The sequence below is a fragment of the Faecalicatena sp. genome, assembly GCF_058819085.1.
Map to the genome: position 1 here is coordinate 44,000 of NZ_JBZUUL010000044.1, position 16,048 is coordinate 60,047.

At 42.4% G+C, this 16,048-nt stretch carries 9 protein-coding genes and 1 pseudogene; 4 read left to right on the plus strand and 6 right to left on the minus strand.

The window, feature by feature from the left end; genetic code table 11:
* Positions 1 to 336: 336 nt before the first annotated feature.
* The 5 genes from AC4OGX_RS19695 to AC4OGX_RS19715 all read right to left on the minus strand — a co-directional run bounded on the left by AC4OGX_RS19695 (position 337) and on the right by AC4OGX_RS19715 (position 5,700).
* On the minus strand, positions 337 to 1,374 hold the full coding sequence (locus tag AC4OGX_RS19695; RefSeq protein WP_493332477.1) for a type II toxin-antitoxin system antitoxin SocA domain-containing protein: 1,038 nt from the start codon (positions 1,372 to 1,374) through the stop codon (positions 337 to 339).
* A gap of 111 nt (positions 1,375 to 1,485) precedes the next feature.
* Complete coding sequence (locus AC4OGX_RS19700) at positions 1,486 to 1,902, minus strand: type II toxin-antitoxin system MqsR family toxin (RefSeq protein ID WP_493332478.1); 417 nt, start codon at positions 1,900 to 1,902, stop codon at positions 1,486 to 1,488.
* A gap of 218 nt (positions 1,903 to 2,120) precedes the next feature.
* Complete coding sequence (locus AC4OGX_RS19705; protein WP_493332479.1) at positions 2,121 to 3,116, minus strand: carbon-nitrogen hydrolase family protein; 996 nt, start codon at positions 3,114 to 3,116, stop codon at positions 2,121 to 2,123.
* 27 nt (positions 3,117 to 3,143) lie between these two features.
* Positions 3,144 to 4,535, minus strand: a complete 1,392-nt coding sequence (locus AC4OGX_RS19710; protein ID WP_493332480.1) for an alanine/glycine:cation symporter family protein — start codon at positions 4,533 to 4,535, stop codon at positions 3,144 to 3,146.
* A gap of 244 nt (positions 4,536 to 4,779) precedes the next feature.
* On the minus strand, positions 4,780 to 5,700 hold the full coding sequence (locus AC4OGX_RS19715) for a LysR family transcriptional regulator (RefSeq protein ID WP_493332481.1): 921 nt from the start codon (positions 5,698 to 5,700) through the stop codon (positions 4,780 to 4,782).
* Positions 5,701 to 5,945: 245 nt separating this feature from the next.
* On the opposite strand from AC4OGX_RS19715, the gene AC4OGX_RS19720 reads away from it, so the two are divergent.
* Positions 5,946 to 10,817 (plus strand): CheR family methyltransferase, encoded by a 4,872-nt coding sequence (locus AC4OGX_RS19720; protein WP_493332483.1) that lies wholly within the window; start codon positions 5,946 to 5,948, stop codon positions 10,815 to 10,817.
* Positions 10,818 to 10,819: 2 nt separating this feature from the next.
* Here AC4OGX_RS19720 and AC4OGX_RS19725 read toward each other — a convergent pair whose 3' ends face one another.
* A complete protein-coding gene (locus AC4OGX_RS19725; RefSeq protein ID WP_493332484.1) occupies positions 10,820 to 11,986 on the minus strand; it encodes a M20 metallopeptidase family protein in 1,167 nt (388 codons plus the stop codon).
* Positions 11,987 to 12,265: 279 nt separating this feature from the next.
* On the opposite strand from AC4OGX_RS19725, the gene AC4OGX_RS19730 reads away from it, so the two are divergent.
* From AC4OGX_RS19730 to AC4OGX_RS19740, 3 genes and pseudogenes are all read left to right on the plus strand, one after another.
* The gene (locus tag AC4OGX_RS19730) at positions 12,266 to 13,156 is read left to right on the plus strand and encodes a LysR family transcriptional regulator (protein WP_493332485.1); all 891 of its coding nucleotides are present in this window, start codon (positions 12,266 to 12,268) and stop codon (positions 13,154 to 13,156) included.
* 165 nt (positions 13,157 to 13,321) lie between these two features.
* Positions 13,322 to 14,126: pseudogene (locus tag AC4OGX_RS19735) on the plus strand (transposase); the annotation flags it as partial.
* A gap of 813 nt (positions 14,127 to 14,939) precedes the next feature.
* On the plus strand, positions 14,940 to 15,272 hold the full coding sequence (locus AC4OGX_RS19740; protein ID WP_493332486.1) for a hypothetical protein: 333 nt from the start codon (positions 14,940 to 14,942) through the stop codon (positions 15,270 to 15,272).
* Positions 15,273 to 16,048: the final 776 nt, after the last annotated feature.

The following is a 16,048-nucleotide window of genomic DNA, read 5'->3' on the forward strand; positions in this document are numbered from 1 at the left end:
TTTTCCTTTACTTTTTCTAAACTATAACTGATCTATTAGAAAAAGAGGACGCTTATGGATAAACGACCTCTTTTTCTGATAGATGACATAACTTACCCTGCATGCTGCTTTTATTCTGGCAGATAAACTCTTCTATTACTATGTGTGGCAGAAAATAGGACAGGATATTTTTTTAACCTATTATTCTTTTTTATTTTGGGCATATAAAAACAGACGTCCATCTCTGAACGTCTGCTGATTTTCTATAAAATTATTGAAATATATGTCATGATGCGGGAATCAGAAGGTATATTAACCTTGCCCGCATATCATAAAGTTTACACATATATGGTAATACTAAGCTAATAAATTATTTAAATAATTCCTTATCTTTGATATATCCGTCATACATATATTGTAATCTTTTAGTATCTTTCCATAATATTCTCGAATACTTTCTTTCGCAATCATTTCCTGGCACGGCTCTCCTTCTTTATATCCGTTTCTGGCCTTTTTATACGGCTCTTCTCTATGGCAGATATCTTCCAGTGCTTTTGCATTATATACATCATAATAATATATTTTAACCGCATTCAAGATAATCAGTTCGTCCGCTTCAAAATTCTCTGTCTTCTCGACTCTTGGCAGCGGCATATATTTAAACTGTTTAAAGACCTCATATACCCGTGGATAGACTGCACCATGCACCCATGCCTGACACTCCTCTTCAAATATTCCTTTCCCACCAAGTGCCATACTCCAACACTGTGTAAAATATAATAGTTTCTGTAATGCTAAGTGAGTAATTGGTGCCTCTTCCGATGACTGCCCCAAAAACCAATTCACTACTTTAAATATCCTGCCTTTTGAATTCTCCAGCTTTTCTAATTCCACACTCACTTTACTGTTGGCTTTCTTAAAAGATTTCTCTTCTTTGCGTTCTTCATCATCACGAACACTATCATCTAATAACTTTTTAAACACATACGGATTCTTTAACTCTTTTAGTTTATCACTATTGGTCTTGTTAGGAGTATAATTTCCCCCTATATATCTCGTAAGAGTTATTTCCCCCCATCCCAATAATCTGCTTAAAAACTTTTGGCTTACACTGTATGTATCTAAGATTTCAATAATATCCCTTTTTGAAACAATCTCCCTTTGTTCTCGAATTCTCTGATTGGCTTTTTCTGCTATCTCATTCTCAATCTCTTCATCATATATAGGAGCTCCACACACTTCACAAAATGGAATTTTAACCAACATTTCAAACTGATAGCCTTCTCCTTCATATTTTCTAATTGTTTCTTTTAAATTATAATTATTTAAATTGCCACATTCAAAACACAATATCTTCTTCTCCATTTTGCCGCTCCTTTCTTCATAATTATTCACTCTATTTTCCTCTTCACTATGTATGTAATTAACATGACCCATTTGACAGCATAAAAACTGCCAAATGAATCTGCATTATTTTCAAATTAAGTATTTACAATTTTTTAGGATCTAATCTTTATATGGAAATTTTAACTTTAAATTTTCTACTATGGGGCTCTCCGGATGAAATGACATAATTAATAATAATTCTTCCTTAATAATACGAATCTTTAACTTTATATATAACGACTCTTCTTTATCTATTAATATTTTTGTAATTCCAAACACCCAAATCTGTTCATTTGGATATTTTTCATTCCTGTCATCTGCCGTGTAACAATAGTTACAAACTTCTAATTCTTTTATTACTCTGCAGACATCCTGCATTGTTATACCAGTTTCAGTCATGTATTTTAGAGTCTTGTTAACTCTGCCATTCGCCCAAGTCTGGTTATTAATTGTTACTTTCCCGTCATATGTAATCAGTCTTTTTACTCTATCTAAAAACTGATTTACCTCCGTCTTTGTCTTTTGATATTCTGACATTCTTCCTCCTTCCCGTATACACATCTCTTAACGCGTCAGTTACGGTATCATTGATACTATCATTATAGCATCTTTTTTACCAAAGTCAATATATTTAGTATCATTGATACCGTTATTAGTATTTCTTCAGCACTTTAACCCCCTATTTCCTTTATGGGGAATTAGGGGGTCTATTTATGCCATTCTTATTTATAATAGCCTAATGAACATACAAAATTTTAACAATCCTCTTCTTTCACCTGCAGCTTTAACACATCCGGCCTTGAATAATGCCCGACCCCGTCAAATTCCATCCGGCTCGACGGAACTGCCTCCATATCCAGATCCACATAAATGATAGCCTCCTGATCCCACACAGGCTCATTGACATAATGTCCATACGGATCCACAACACAGCTTCCGCCCCTCATGATCGTCTCAGGGAGCTTCCCGATCTCATCCTGTGCATTTAAATCCTTCGGATAACTTTCCCGTTTCACATATTGGTCTACATTGATGACATAACAATGTCCCTCGATCGCGATATGCCGTATGGTGTCAAACCACTCCGGATTGTCATTTGTATTTGGGGCCAGATAGATCGTGGTTCCCTTTTCATACAGCGCAACTCTTGCAAGAGGCATATAATTTTCCCAGCAGATCAGGCTGCCCATCACACCCCATGGAGTCTCTACCACCGGGAAATGTCCGCCATAGCCGTCCCCCCATATGTAACGCTCCGCTCCCGTAGGTTTTAGTTTACGGTGCTTTGCAGCTAATTTTCCATCCGGTGTGAAGATCAGATTTGTACAATACAGTGTCGTATTGATTCCATCGCGCTCTGTGATACCTATACTGATATAAACGCCATACTTTTCAGCTGCCTCGCCCAAAAGCTTTGTCTCCTCGCCCGGCACTACCATAGAATTGTCATAATACCGCTTCCAGTCCTCTCTGCCCTCCTTGGTACGAGCCCCCACAGAGAATCCAAATGTCATCCCGTAAGGATAGCAGGGAACAAAGGATTCCGGGAAAACAATCAGCTGTGCCCCGTTTCCGGCTGCCTCCCCGATGCACTCAAGTGCCTTTTCTATCGTTCTTTCCTTGTCAAATAATACTGGTTCTGCCTGCACTAACGCAACCTTACATAAGCTGCTTTTTAAATCCTGCATGAAATAAACCTCCTCTTTCCATTCAATGATATTCTGATCTGCCATATTCTGTATCTGCAGCATAAATAAGTCCGGTAACTTTACACTTCTTTATTTCCAGCACTGCGTATTGCTGATATTGATGTCTTTCGCCTTAAATACCGGCTTCTCTCCCAATTTTCTGGCCTTATCATAATTTTTCAACGCATTCAGCGCCACCTTGCTCAGTGCAAATACTGCAAGGATATTCACAATCGCAACAAGTCCCATTAAAATATCTGTCATATTCCATGCTGTATCGAAGCTTACATCAGTTCCGATAAAGATGATGGCAAGAGCAACGATTCGAAATACAAGCAGCACACCCTTTTTCTCTGTGATAAATCTCAGGTTTGCCTCAGCATAATAGTAATTTCCTATTAAAGTAGTAAATGCAAACAGGAACAATGCTGCCGTAATGATATGTATTCCCCAGCTGCCAAACATGCTTTTTACAGCTGCCTGTACATAAGGAGTTCCTGCATTTGCTGCATTTCCCTCTACGCCGGATACTAATACGATCATTGCCGTTGCTGAACAGATAACCAGAGTGTCTAAAAATACAGATATCATCTGTCCCATTCCTGCCTCTGCCGGATGTTCACAATCCGCTGCCGCCGCTGCGTTCGGACCAGTTCCCATTCCCGCTTCATTTGAGAAAAGTCCCCGCTTCACGCCCTGGACCATACAGGAACCGGCAAACCCGCCTGCCATCGCAGAAAAATCAAAGGCATTTGACAGGATCGCAGCAAAAACTCCCGGAAGCTGTTCAATATTCGCGATCACACAGACTAAACTGAAAATAATATAGAAGACAGCCATGATCGGAACCAGCACAGAAGACATGAATCCAATCCTCTTTACACCGCCGAATATGATGCATCCAACTAAGATAACAAGCACGATCCCTAAAACTGTCGGGCCGATTCCTCCCCTATAATCAGGAACATAATATTCTAGCGCAGCGCTCATATTATATGCGGTTGTCGTATTCCATCCAAACCCGGTACATCCCATCAGCAGCACTGCATAAATGATACCCAGCCATTTCTTTCCCAGTCCCTGCTGGATATAATATGCCGGGCCCCCTCTATACTGATCGCCGTCATGGATCTTATATACCTGTGCCAGCGTGCTTTCCATGAATGCAGAAGCCGCTCCCAAAAGAGCCATGATCCACATCCAGAAAACCGCTCCCGGTCCTCCGATCGCAATCGCCGTCGCAACACCTATGATATTGCCCGTCCCGACCCTTGAAGCCGTTGAGATCATCAATGCCTGGAAAGAAGAGATCCCCTGTTCTGATTTCTTCTTATCCACCAAAGACTTCAGCCCTGTCTTTAAGAGCCGGAACTGCACTGCCCTCGTCCTGACCGTAAAATAAATACCTGCGCCGCCTAATAATGCCACTAAAATATAGATATATAAAAAATCATTGATTGAAGTTAATATCGTATTCAGCATCCTTTTTTCTCCCTTCCCATAGAATGAAATCCACCTGCGTTGACACCAGCTCTGCATTTTTCTCTCAAATATTTCGCCCTCCTTATTATCTGACTTCTTCCTTAAGTTTTCCGAACATTCTGTCTAAATTTAAATTATCATAATTGATAGGATTCGTAAAATTGAAATATTTGAATTGCATTATCGAAATTTCCGATATATATTTAAAAAAGCTCCTTACTGCAGGGAGCCTTCCTAATTCTACCTATATCATTTCTTTTGACAATTGGATAAATGCTTTCATGGCTGGTGAGCAGAACTTACTTCTGCGGTAGATCAGCTGTATCAACATATTGATCTGAACATCCTGGATCCGGAATGTAGAAAGCATCCCCGACTCCAGACGGCTTTGTACGGTGAACGCAGGGAGCAGGGACAGGCCGAGGCCGCTCTGAGTAAAATCAAGGATCGTATTTGTGGATCCGATTTCCAGAGAAGAGTTTTGGGAAAGTCCGTATGTATTACAAAGATGCTCATATGTGCGACGGTAATTACATTTTCGCTCTGTTAACAGCATATTTTCACATACCACTTCTGACAGAGGCACCTCCTTAAGAGCAAAAGGGTGCCCCGGATGGCAGAGAAAAACGATGTCCTCTGTCTTCTCAAAAGCACATATCCAGTCCGGGGAAGTCACACGCTCATCCAGAGTCAGCATCAGATCTATCTGATTCTGGCAGAGCATCTGCTGGATTTCCCGTGTTGTACCTGTGCGGACCTCGATATCAACGAGGGGGAAGGTCTGCATATAGGCTCTTAAAATATCGGGAAGCAGAAATGCCCCCACCGATTCAATGACTCCCACACGCAGAAGCCCCTTAGGTGTCACGGAATCGGAGAATTGATTCTTCGCCTCCTCTTCCAGGGCAACGATCCTATTGGCATAAGAGAGAAGTGCTTCTCCCATCGCGTTAAGCTGAATGTGTTTTCCGTTCCGGTCAAATAGTAAGACTCCCAGCTCCTCCTCCAATTGTTTGATCTGTCCGGTGACAGTAGACTGCGTGTATCCCATCTGCTGGGCCGCCTTTGTAAAACTATTCTTTTCACATACTTCTATGTAAGTTTTAAGATTACGGATCTCCATAGTATTCACCTGTCCCTTTTTTGTACTGGTATTTTCGATCATATATTTTCTTTTATTGTATCAAAACACACCGGTTCTGACTATCCAAAAGCCTTAAACTCACACTAAAATTTCGCATAAATAACATATTGTGGTATATAAGTGCAATTGATAACTATTTATGATATAATCATATAATACTTGATGAAGCATTGTCTGCATCAAGTGTTTTTGCATGTAAAAGAGATACATATACCAAGTATAAACATATAATAATCATAGTTATTGCTCGCGGAAAGGAGAGTATCATGGAAGAAAAGGGTGTCGGTCAGACTGAACATTTACCGCTGGACCAGGAGGTCCGCTGCTATGTTGGTGTGGGGGCTTCCGCCGGAGGAGTGGAGGCGCTGCAGGAATTATTCCAGAATATGCCGCTGGATACAGGGGCATCCTTCATTATAGTACAACATCTTTCACCGGATGCCGTCAGCCTGATGGATAAGATTCTGCAGAAATCTTCGCGGCTTCCGGTTCGATTGGCCGAGGAAGGAGCCATTCCCAAACCCAACCATATCTACTTAAATCACCCGGGAAAAACATTAACCATGAAAGACGGCAGGTTTCATCTGGAATCTGCCCGTGACCGTAACCAGCTTTACCTGCCTATCAATCTGTTATTCCAGTCTCTGGCCTCAGTAAGTGATGTACATGCTGTGGCTGTTATTCTGTCCGGAAGCGGCTCGGACGGAGCTATCGGGATCGGCTCTGTGAAAGAAAACGGCGGACTTGTAATCGTTCAGAAGCCCACAGAGGCCCAATATTCCTCTATGCCCCAGAGTGCTATCGCCACCGGTATGGTGGATCTGATCCTGAACGTGGAACAGATCGGAACTTCCCTGGGAGAATACCTGAAGAATCCTCACATCCAGTCTATGCACCAGAATAACTCAGACTCCATAGATCTGACGGAGGACTATTCCTGTATCCTCAATGCGATCAGCCAGTATTCGGATATTGATTTTACAGTCTATAAGACCAATACGATCTACAGACGGATCGAGCGGCGGATCGCCCTCAATAATTTTCACGGGATAGAGGAATACCTGGACCATCTTCTTTCATCTGAGGAAGAACGGGAGCAGCTTTACCGCGACCTGCTCATCGGCGTCACTTCCTTTTTCCGGGATGAGGAGGCTTTCCGGCATCTGGGTGAGAATGTGATCATCCCGCTTCTTAAGAAAAAAAGGTCCGTCCGGCTTTGGAGTATTGCCTGCTCTACGGGGGAGGAGGCTTATTCATTAGCCATCCTTCTGTGTGAATGTATGGAATACCTGCATATTACTTCGGATGTGAAGATCTTTGCAACAGATGTGGATCAAAACGCTGTAATCACGGCCCAGAAGGGTATCTATTCGGAAAGTCTGCTGGAAAACCTTCATCAGGAGATATTGGATAAATATTTCGAGCACGCCAGCGGCGGTTATCTGGTCGGTGAAAAGATCCGTAAGATGATCGTGTTTGCTAAGCATAATATTTTCAGGGATGCCCCTTTCTCTAAACTGGATCTGATCACCTGCCGGAATATGTTCATCTATGTAAAACCGGAGATGCAGCAGAAAGCACTGGCTTCCTTTTATCAGCTTCTGGTGGAAGACGGCTATCTGTTCCTGGGAAGCAGTGAATCCGTGGGAGATATGGGGGATGCTTACAATCTGCTGGATAAAAAATGGAAGATCTATTCAAAAAACAAGAGCTACTCAAAGAAGATCATGACCGCATATCCGGCCTTAAATCTGATCGGAAACTTTTCCTCCCGTCAATCGGAGCGGATCCAACAGGCTAACGTCCTGCAGAAGCGGCTGCATACTACTAATATCTCGGAAAAACTTCTGTTCGCCATGGCAGGCCCCTCCGTACTGCTCAACAGCGACTTTAAAGTCATACAGGTGATCCAGGGCGGCGGACAATACATGAGGATGCAGGACGGACAGTTTGACGGCGGCTTAGGCTCCTTCTTTTCACCCAGCCTGGCAACTTTTATCAACCGCCTATTATCGGATTCCAGAAAGATACCGGATGGTATTGTGGAAAAACGTGCTACCGGACTTTCCGACTATCCCGAAGAGATCCTGTCTGTAAAAGTACGGTATTTTAGTCTGGAAGAGGGTGACTATTATCTGGTCCAGATCCGCTCGGAAGAAGCCGCCACACCTAAGGCAGCCGACACTCTGATGGATTTAAGGGAATTAAAGGACAGCCGTATCCAGGAACTGGAAAACGAACTGAATGAAAGTAACTGGAATCTAAAGCTGGCTGTGGAAGAATCGGAATCCCGCAATGAAGAGCTGCAGGCTACAAATGAAGAACTTCTGGCCTCCAATGAGGAGCTTCAGAGTACGAACGAAGAGATGCAGTCGGTCAACGAAGAACTTTATACCATCAATGCTGAGTATCAGAACAAGATCGTGGAACTGACCACTGCCAACGCCGACTTTGACAACCTCCTGCTCAATGCGGATGTGGGTGCACTATATGTGGATGAGAAGATGCATATCCGTAAGATCACTCCCATCATGCTGCAGCATACCAATCTGCGGATCACAGACCTGGAACGTCCGGTCACACAGATTAACTTTCTCGATTCTTATCCCGACTTTACACAGGATGTCATTGACGTGTCAAGACAGGGCAGGATCATAGAGAAGGAGATCACAGACAAGAATAATGTAATCTGGCTGGTACGGATCCGCCCTTATTTTGACCATACCCATACACCGAAAGGTGTCCTGGTATCGATGTTCGATATCACCAAACGCTTAGAAGCCGCTAAATTTGACTTAAAGCATCTCACAGACAGTGTTCCGGGCGGTGTACTCCGTCTCCGGTTCGATGATATCCTGGTCATCGAATATGCAAATGACAGCTTCTTTGACCTGACCGGCTATACGGCAGAGGAAATGAGGCTGGATCTGCATAACCGATTTGACCATCTTCTGCATGCTTCGGACTGGGTGGAACTAAAGGACGAGATCCGTAGGACGGCGTTAGACGGCAGCCTCCTTAAAGTGGAATGCCGGCTGTGGCAGAAGAACAAAAAATGCCGCTGGTGTTCCCTGCAGGCTGTCGTATTCAGACAAGAACGCCACATCGAATTACAATGTATCGTTACGGATATTTCACTGATCAAGGATTACGAAGAACAGCTGAAAAAAGAGCGCGATTATTATAATAAACTGTATCAGAACGTTGTCTGCGGAATCGTACAGTACGAGATAGAGGATAACAGCCTGCGCTGTTATAATGCCAACAGTGAAGCCATTCAGATGCTGGGATACGACTCTATGGAAGAGTTCCGGCAACAGAGAGCACAAACCCTTCCTGAGGTGACTGTTTCGGAGGATGCCGAATATATCCGCCGTACTCTGCTTTCCCTGAAAGAAGAGGGTGAGTGTACGAACTTTGAACACCGGGTCTATACCAAAAAGGATGGAGTACGCTGGGTAACCGGAGTTGCCAAAGTTGTCAGTACGCCGGATGGCAAGAAGCTGATCCAGAGTACCTTTATGGATACCACCGAGAGGAAACGTGCCCTTGAGCAGGTCGAGGCAGAGCGTGACCGTTATGACAGACTGTACAAGATCCTTTATAATACTGCGGTCTGCGGCATTATCCAGGTTGATATCCGAAAAAATAAAATACTGAGTATCAATAAGATCGCCCTGGATATCCTGGATGAGGCAAATGAAGTAAATCTTGAAAAACGGCTGTTCAACAAGACACCAAAGAACGAACATCAAAAATGTCTTGCCAGGATCGGCAGCCATATGCTCTCCATCAAGAAACAAGGGGAACAGCGCGAAGCACGTTTTCATCTGACAAGGAAAGACGGAAGCATCTCCACAATTGAAGGCACAGCCAGCTGGATCATAGAAGATTTCAATTCCAGTATCATCCAGTTCACCTTCCTGGATGTGACTGAACGGGAACGTCTGAAAGAGGCACAGATGGAGCTGGCCGTTGCGATCCAGTCCAATACAGCTAAAACCGGATTTCTCTCAAAGATGAGCCATGAGATCCGCACTCCGATGAACGGGATCATGGGAATGATCGACATTGCAAGGCTAAATCTGCATGACAGGAATAAGATTACCGACTGTCTGGATAAGATGAAGCTTTCCATGCAGCATCTTCAGATGCTGGTAAACGACGTTCTGGATATGTCAAAGATTGAGAGCGGAAAAATGGAATGCAGGAATACTTCGTTTGATCTTCGCCAGCTGTTGGAGGAACTTCTTTCCGAATATGATTTTTCTGCATCCAAAGGCGGAGTCAGCCTTACACAGACTATTCATATCCAACACCAGTATGTGATCTCCGATCCGGTCTTTCTGCGTGAGATCTTAGGCAACCTGCTGAGCAACGCCATCAAGTTTACTCCTTCTATGGGGATGGTTGTACTGACTGCCGGGGAAGCTTACATCGATGAGGAGATGGCTGATTTTACATTCCGTGTTAAGGATTCCGGCTGCGGAATCAGAGAGGATAAACTGGATGTTATTTTTGATGCATTTGAACAGGGCGACGGAGAAAATATAAGCAAAACCCCTGGCACAGGGCTTGGACTTGCTATCTGTAAGAATCTGGTGGAGCTTTTGGGAGGAACCCTCCAGGTGGAAAGCCGGCTGGGATTTGGGTCAGAGTTTTATTTTACCATACCGATGAAATTGACCGATGGACTGGCCCCTACTGATACAGAGGAACAAAAGCCCGGCAGGAAAGAGGACTCTTTTGAGGAATCCCGTATCCTGCTGGCCGAGGATAATGACCTCAATGCAGAAATAGCCCAGACTCTGCTGGGCAGCTACCATTTCCAGGTGGAACGCATGACCAACGGAGAGGAAGCTTTAAACAGTTATCTGCAGCAGCCGGAAGGATATTATGATCTCATTCTGATGGATATACAGATGCCTGTCATGGATGGACTTACGGCTGCCAGAGAAATCCGTAAAAGTGGCAGGCCGGATTCTCAGGACATTCCTATTATCGCCATGAGTGCCAACGCATTTCAGGAGGATGTGGAGCGCTCCCTGAATGCAGGGATGAACGCCCACACCACCAAACCGATCGAGATCGAGAAATTAGTTGATCTATTAAGTACCTATCTGCCAGAAAATAAATAATCTTACTTTTCCAGCCATGCGAAGGCGGCAGCTGCATAGATTGCCGCCGCTTTCGGTATGGCCTGTTCATTAAAGCGCACCTTCGGATGATGCTGTCCGAACCATTCCTCTGGTTTTCCTTCCCCTGCACCGATCGTAAAATAAGCGGAGGGAACCTTCTTTGCCACAAAGGCAAAATCTTCTGATCCATTCCCTTTCAGTTCCGGCCACATCATTTCGTCCATTCCCATATCATGAATACAGGATAGAACCAGCTCATTCATTGCACCGTCACATTCAAGTACCGGCCCCTGATACAATACTTCAACCTCCGCCTCTGTTCTGTATGCCGCCGCAATATTTTTTGTCATCTCTTCGATCCTGCGGATCATTTTTTCCGCCAGCTCATCATTGAAGGTCCGCAGAGTCCCTTTGAGTACCGCTGTATCAGGGATAATATTAGGTGTATCTCCTGCTTGAAACTGACCGATCGTAAGTGCCGCTTCTTTTCCAAACGGACATTCTCTCGCCATCAATTCCTGCAGGGCAAGGTGAACCTGAATCCCTGTGACGATCGGGTCGATGCACACCTCCGGTGAGGAGCCGTGTCCGCCCTTTCCTTTCAAATGAATTGCAAATCCATAGACTGAAGACAAGGGTGTTTTTCCATATGTGATCAGTCCCAGCGGCGCTATGGAAGCCACATGCATCGCAAAAGCCGCTTCAACAGGCGGATTCTCCATGACACCTTCTGCAATCGCTGCTGCAGCCCCCTGAAAAATTTCCTCGCCAGGCTGAAAGAACAGCTTTATCTGACCTTTAAGCTCGTCCTCATGCCGTTTTAGAATCTTTGCCGCACCTAAAAGTGCCGCTGTATGCAGATCATGTCCGCAGGCATGCATATTTCCATTGCCGGATGCAAATTCAACCCCGCTTTCCTCTGCGATAGGCAGTGCATCCATGTCAGCCCTGAGCATGATACACGGTCCTTTTTCTCCCAAATGCCCGACAACGCAGGAACCGTTTACCTTTACCTCATACGGGATTCCCATTTCATCCAGCCTCTGCTGTACAAAAGCGCTCGTTTTAGGAAGATTCATCCCCACTTCCGGGATACGATGAAGCTCTCGGCGCCACTGCACCATTTCCTCTCCTATTTTTTCTGCCTCTTTTAAGATCTCCTGATACATTTTCTTTTTCCCTCCTTGCATTTTTGTACTATTTGCGCTGATCTGAACATTAGATTGCGGTCAGATCATTGATGAACAGTTCCGGGGATGAATTTATTTCTATATCTTTACCATTTCTCATTTTTACATATTTCATATTTCTTCACTTTCCCGGAGCACTTATTTCATTTATAATAGTGATGTAATGATTTTATCACTGGATATTGTCCGGCAGTTATTCCCGGATTTCTTTATAGTTATAGCTTTTTAGTTATAACCCGCAGGAGGAATACACACGATATGAATTTGAGATATCTAGAATACGCGGTTGCTGTCAACAAAACACAATCTATCAATAAAGCTGCGTCAGAGCTGATGCTGTCCCAGCCTTACCTGAGCGGCTGCCTCAAAAACCTTGAGAAGGAGCTGGGCTACCCCATTTTCCTGCGCACACACAACGGCGTACACCTGACAGAAAAAGGCACAGCCTTCATGCACTGTGCCCAAAATATCTTATCTGAATTTGAAAAAATGAAGAGGCTCGCAGCGGATGAAGAAGAATGTCCTTTAAAAATAGCTTCTGCACCTTTATCTGAAGTCATGAGAATCTTTCTGGATTTCAAAAGAAGCTCTGCCGAAAAACTCTCAGATACTCTGACTGAATATATTTACGACGGTCTCTATGAATCTGTCTCCTCCGGTGAAAACCGGATCGGTATTGTACTTTGTACATCCGGCTCTGAGGCAGAGATGGCGAAGCTGTTGAGCCATTACGGGCTTCGCAGCCGGGAAATCGTCTCTGCCATGCCTTATTTTATTGCAGTCAGTGAACAGCATCCGTTTGCAGAAAAAGAGACGGTAACCTTAGAGGATCTGACTGCGCATCCTCTTGTCTGCTATACCCCGCCGGATCTTGAGCAGTATCTGCACTGGACCGGACTTCCCTTCCTGCCGCCGGACTCTCTGCTTGTCCACGACCGGGGGCAGTTTTTTGATGCCCTGAACTCCGGTGGCTTTTATTCCATTATCATCAAATGGGACAGATCTATCCACAAGAATCTGCGGTATCTCCCTCTGACATGCAGCAAAGCATCCTCTTCTCTGCATTATATCTGCCAGAAGGATGTACGGCTTACTGGCAGGGAAAAAAGCTTTCTTAAATATCTGAAGGAGCAGCTATTTGGTGAATGATGATCGAAACTGGATCCAAGAACCACGATAGACGCTTTGCCAGGCTGCTCTCAGTGTAAGTCCCTATTAACCGTTGTTAGGTTCCTTTTACACATTTTACCCGCAAATCCTTAAAGGGCTCATACTGTTCGTGCTGCTTTACTGGCTCCCCCATAAACTGGTCATTATACAAAATCCTTTTTAACTGATTTTAAATATATTCCCGATCTGTTTGAACAAATTTTCGGAAGAATTCTAGAAGAATGTATGAAATTCAATCTCGTTGTTCCATCCATTATCTTTGCGGACTCAATGCATGTAAAAGCTTGTGCAAATAGCAAGAAGATGTGAAAAAGAATTGCAACGCAACAGGCCCTTTGGTATGAGGATGAACTTAAGAAAGAAATAAATAACGATAGGAAGTCTCATGGAAAGAAGCCATTAAAAGATGATAATGACAAAATCCTACCCACCTCAGGCGGAGGCCCAGATGATTTTACAGGTAATGTAAAAACACAAAAATGTAGTACCACTGATCCTGAAAGCAGTTGGTTTCGAAAAGGGGAGCATAAACACGTCTTTGCTTATGCTCTAGAAACTGCCTGTGATAAGCATGGTTGGATTCTTGGATTTTCTGTTCATTCAGGAAATGAACATGATAGCCGAACATTTAAAGCTTATTACAATGCATGTCTGGGAAGAATACATGGAAGAAGCGGAAGATATTCGCTATACAATTGGTAATCGAGATATTTATCAACTTAGGAAAGAAACGATAGAACGACTCTTCGGAACAGCGAAAGAACATCATGGATTTAGATATACACAGTGTGTTGGAAAAGCGCAGATGAATACAAAAGCTGCGTTAACCTTGGCGTGCATGAATCTTAAAAGGATAGCAAAAATCCTAAGAAGTAGAGAGGAAAAAAATGCTTTTTACCCCCTTACAATATATCTCTCAATTCATATCCTTCTTTTGTTCGAGTTTTAGATAAAAAGTACCTAAACTTTGTTTAAATTATTTAAGTTTTTATACTGCCTTCCTTCTATACTGAAAGAAATACTCTACACTTCCTTTCTCCCTTCAGTAAACAAATCTTCTTTACAAAATTTGAAGAGGCAACTTCAAATCAAAAAAACGCTTTGTTTCCGGACTTTCTCTGACAGGCATTTTGCTAACTCCAAATTTATTTCAAATTACAGAGAAAGATATCTCAAAACCGTTTTGGATACAGCCTGTCAAGGAACGTCATTCTTCATCCATGAATGCCATTCTTTCCAAGAGGTTCTTTTTTGCTTTGAACGAATGAAGCACTTCTTCATTTTTTGACATAACCATAGCTTTGACAATTCAATATTGATATAATATTATAATAACAAAATAAAATGCGATAACAAATGTTTAGGAGGAAAGGAGGAATTAATTAAGGCTGATACATATTAATATTTTTAGTTCCATACTGTTAGGGAGAATACGAAAATGGCATCAAATATAATTAACTATTTATTAGAGGTAGTATTTCAATTTTTTAATGATGTATTAAAGCAATTTGCAGCTCAAAGAGAAATATTAGGTGTAATATCTATATTTTGTATCCTTCTGAGCGTTTTCCTGTATTATAGGAAAGAAAGAAAATGAGGTAATTGATATGAAAAAATAGGAAGAATTATTGCTATTGTATTAGTATTTGCTTTAACAATTAATGCAACCGTTTTTGCAGCAGAACCAACCACTTCAACAGGAAAACCCTCTACATCTACAAAAGAAGATTTTACATCCTATGATGATCCCATTTTAGCAGACTTGATTGAGAAAATGAAATTAACTCCAGCGCAAGTTGAAGCAGTAGATAATGAGATCCAGCAAAAATTAGATGATCTTGGTCAAACCAGGATGGACTCCCTCGCTATAGCTGCTGCAGTTGTAGGCATTGTAGTTGGTGTTATTAGTATCATGGGAACAAGTTACGATGCTGGACAATATGCTGCGAGAAGATGTGAATCTGAGCTTGGATTATCAAGACAATTTTATCAAGATAATAAATTCTTGATAAGAGCTGCCATGCTTCCTGCCCTTGGTGTAGGTATTTGGGGTGGACCTTTCTGCTTAAGATTTGATGCTTACTTCACAAGTTAGCGGAATCTAACAAGCTCTGAGAACTTCATCATTTCACTCCTGAATTTGATAGCGGAATGATGAAGGCAGAACTTCTGGAACTATAAAATTGTAGAAATAAATATTAAAAATAAATAGTTTTCTTATTTACCGCCGTTTTTGTATGCTATAAAGGTTTTCTTTGATTATTATTTTAATCAAAGAAAACCTTTATCTGTTATTCATTGTACATTCTTACATAGAAATATTAGTTCGATATTAAAAAATAGTATATGGTCGGACAGCAGGAGATTTATCTTGTAAATATTGTATGTGAAAGCTATTTTAAATTTTTTATAAACCATAAGTGTATTTTTTACATTCCCAGGTGATGATAACAATCCAGAATATCTTATGGACCTTTGCCTGATGAGATTTATAGTGGTGAAGAATCTCTTCCAGAAGAAAAGGCAAATGAAGTATATCAATATAGACAATTTATGATTGCAAAAGGGTATAGTGATTACTGGAAAGGTAATCTATTCAATACTGATAATACGTAGATTTCCACTATTTCTAAGAGATCTTTTATACAATAGGTCCGGGCTTATTTTAGGATCTGCTTTCCGACTAATTGTCGGAAAGCAACCGGATGACTTACTGTCCTTCTATAAGTAAACCTATATTTGATAAACCACTTTTCCAAGGCATGACAACTGTGTTACCATATTTCTATTTTTACGGCAACTACGAAACAAGTATACCAAAGTCATATTGAGAGCCAAAACCTTCGCTGTCGTATTTTTCATCTGACCGCT

What these genes read in the sequence shown, in the direction of transcription:
- AC4OGX_RS19705 (WP_493332479.1), bottom strand. Translation starts at nt 3,116, where the DNA reads ATGCTGCAGATACAGAATATGGCAGATCAGAATATCATTGAATGGAAA.
- AC4OGX_RS19700 (WP_493332478.1), bottom strand. Translation starts at nt 1,902, where the DNA reads ATGTCAGAATATCAAAAGACAAAGACGGAGGTAAATCAGTTTTTAGAT.
- AC4OGX_RS19710 (WP_493332480.1), bottom strand. Translation starts at nt 4,535, where the DNA reads ATGCTGAATACGATATTAACTTCAATCAATGATTTTTTATATATCTAT.
- AC4OGX_RS19715 (WP_493332481.1), bottom strand. Translation starts at nt 5,700, where the DNA reads ATGATCGAAAATACCAGTACAAAAAAGGGACAGGTGAATACTATGGAG.
- AC4OGX_RS19725 (WP_493332484.1), bottom strand. Translation starts at nt 11,986, where the DNA reads ATGTATCAGGAGATCTTAAAAGAGGCAGAAAAAATAGGAGAGGAAATG.
- AC4OGX_RS19730 (WP_493332485.1), top strand. Translation starts at nt 12,266, where the DNA reads ATGAATTTGAGATATCTAGAATACGCGGTTGCTGTCAACAAAACACAA.
- AC4OGX_RS19720 (WP_493332483.1), top strand. Translation starts at nt 5,946, where the DNA reads ATGGAAGAAAAGGGTGTCGGTCAGACTGAACATTTACCGCTGGACCAG.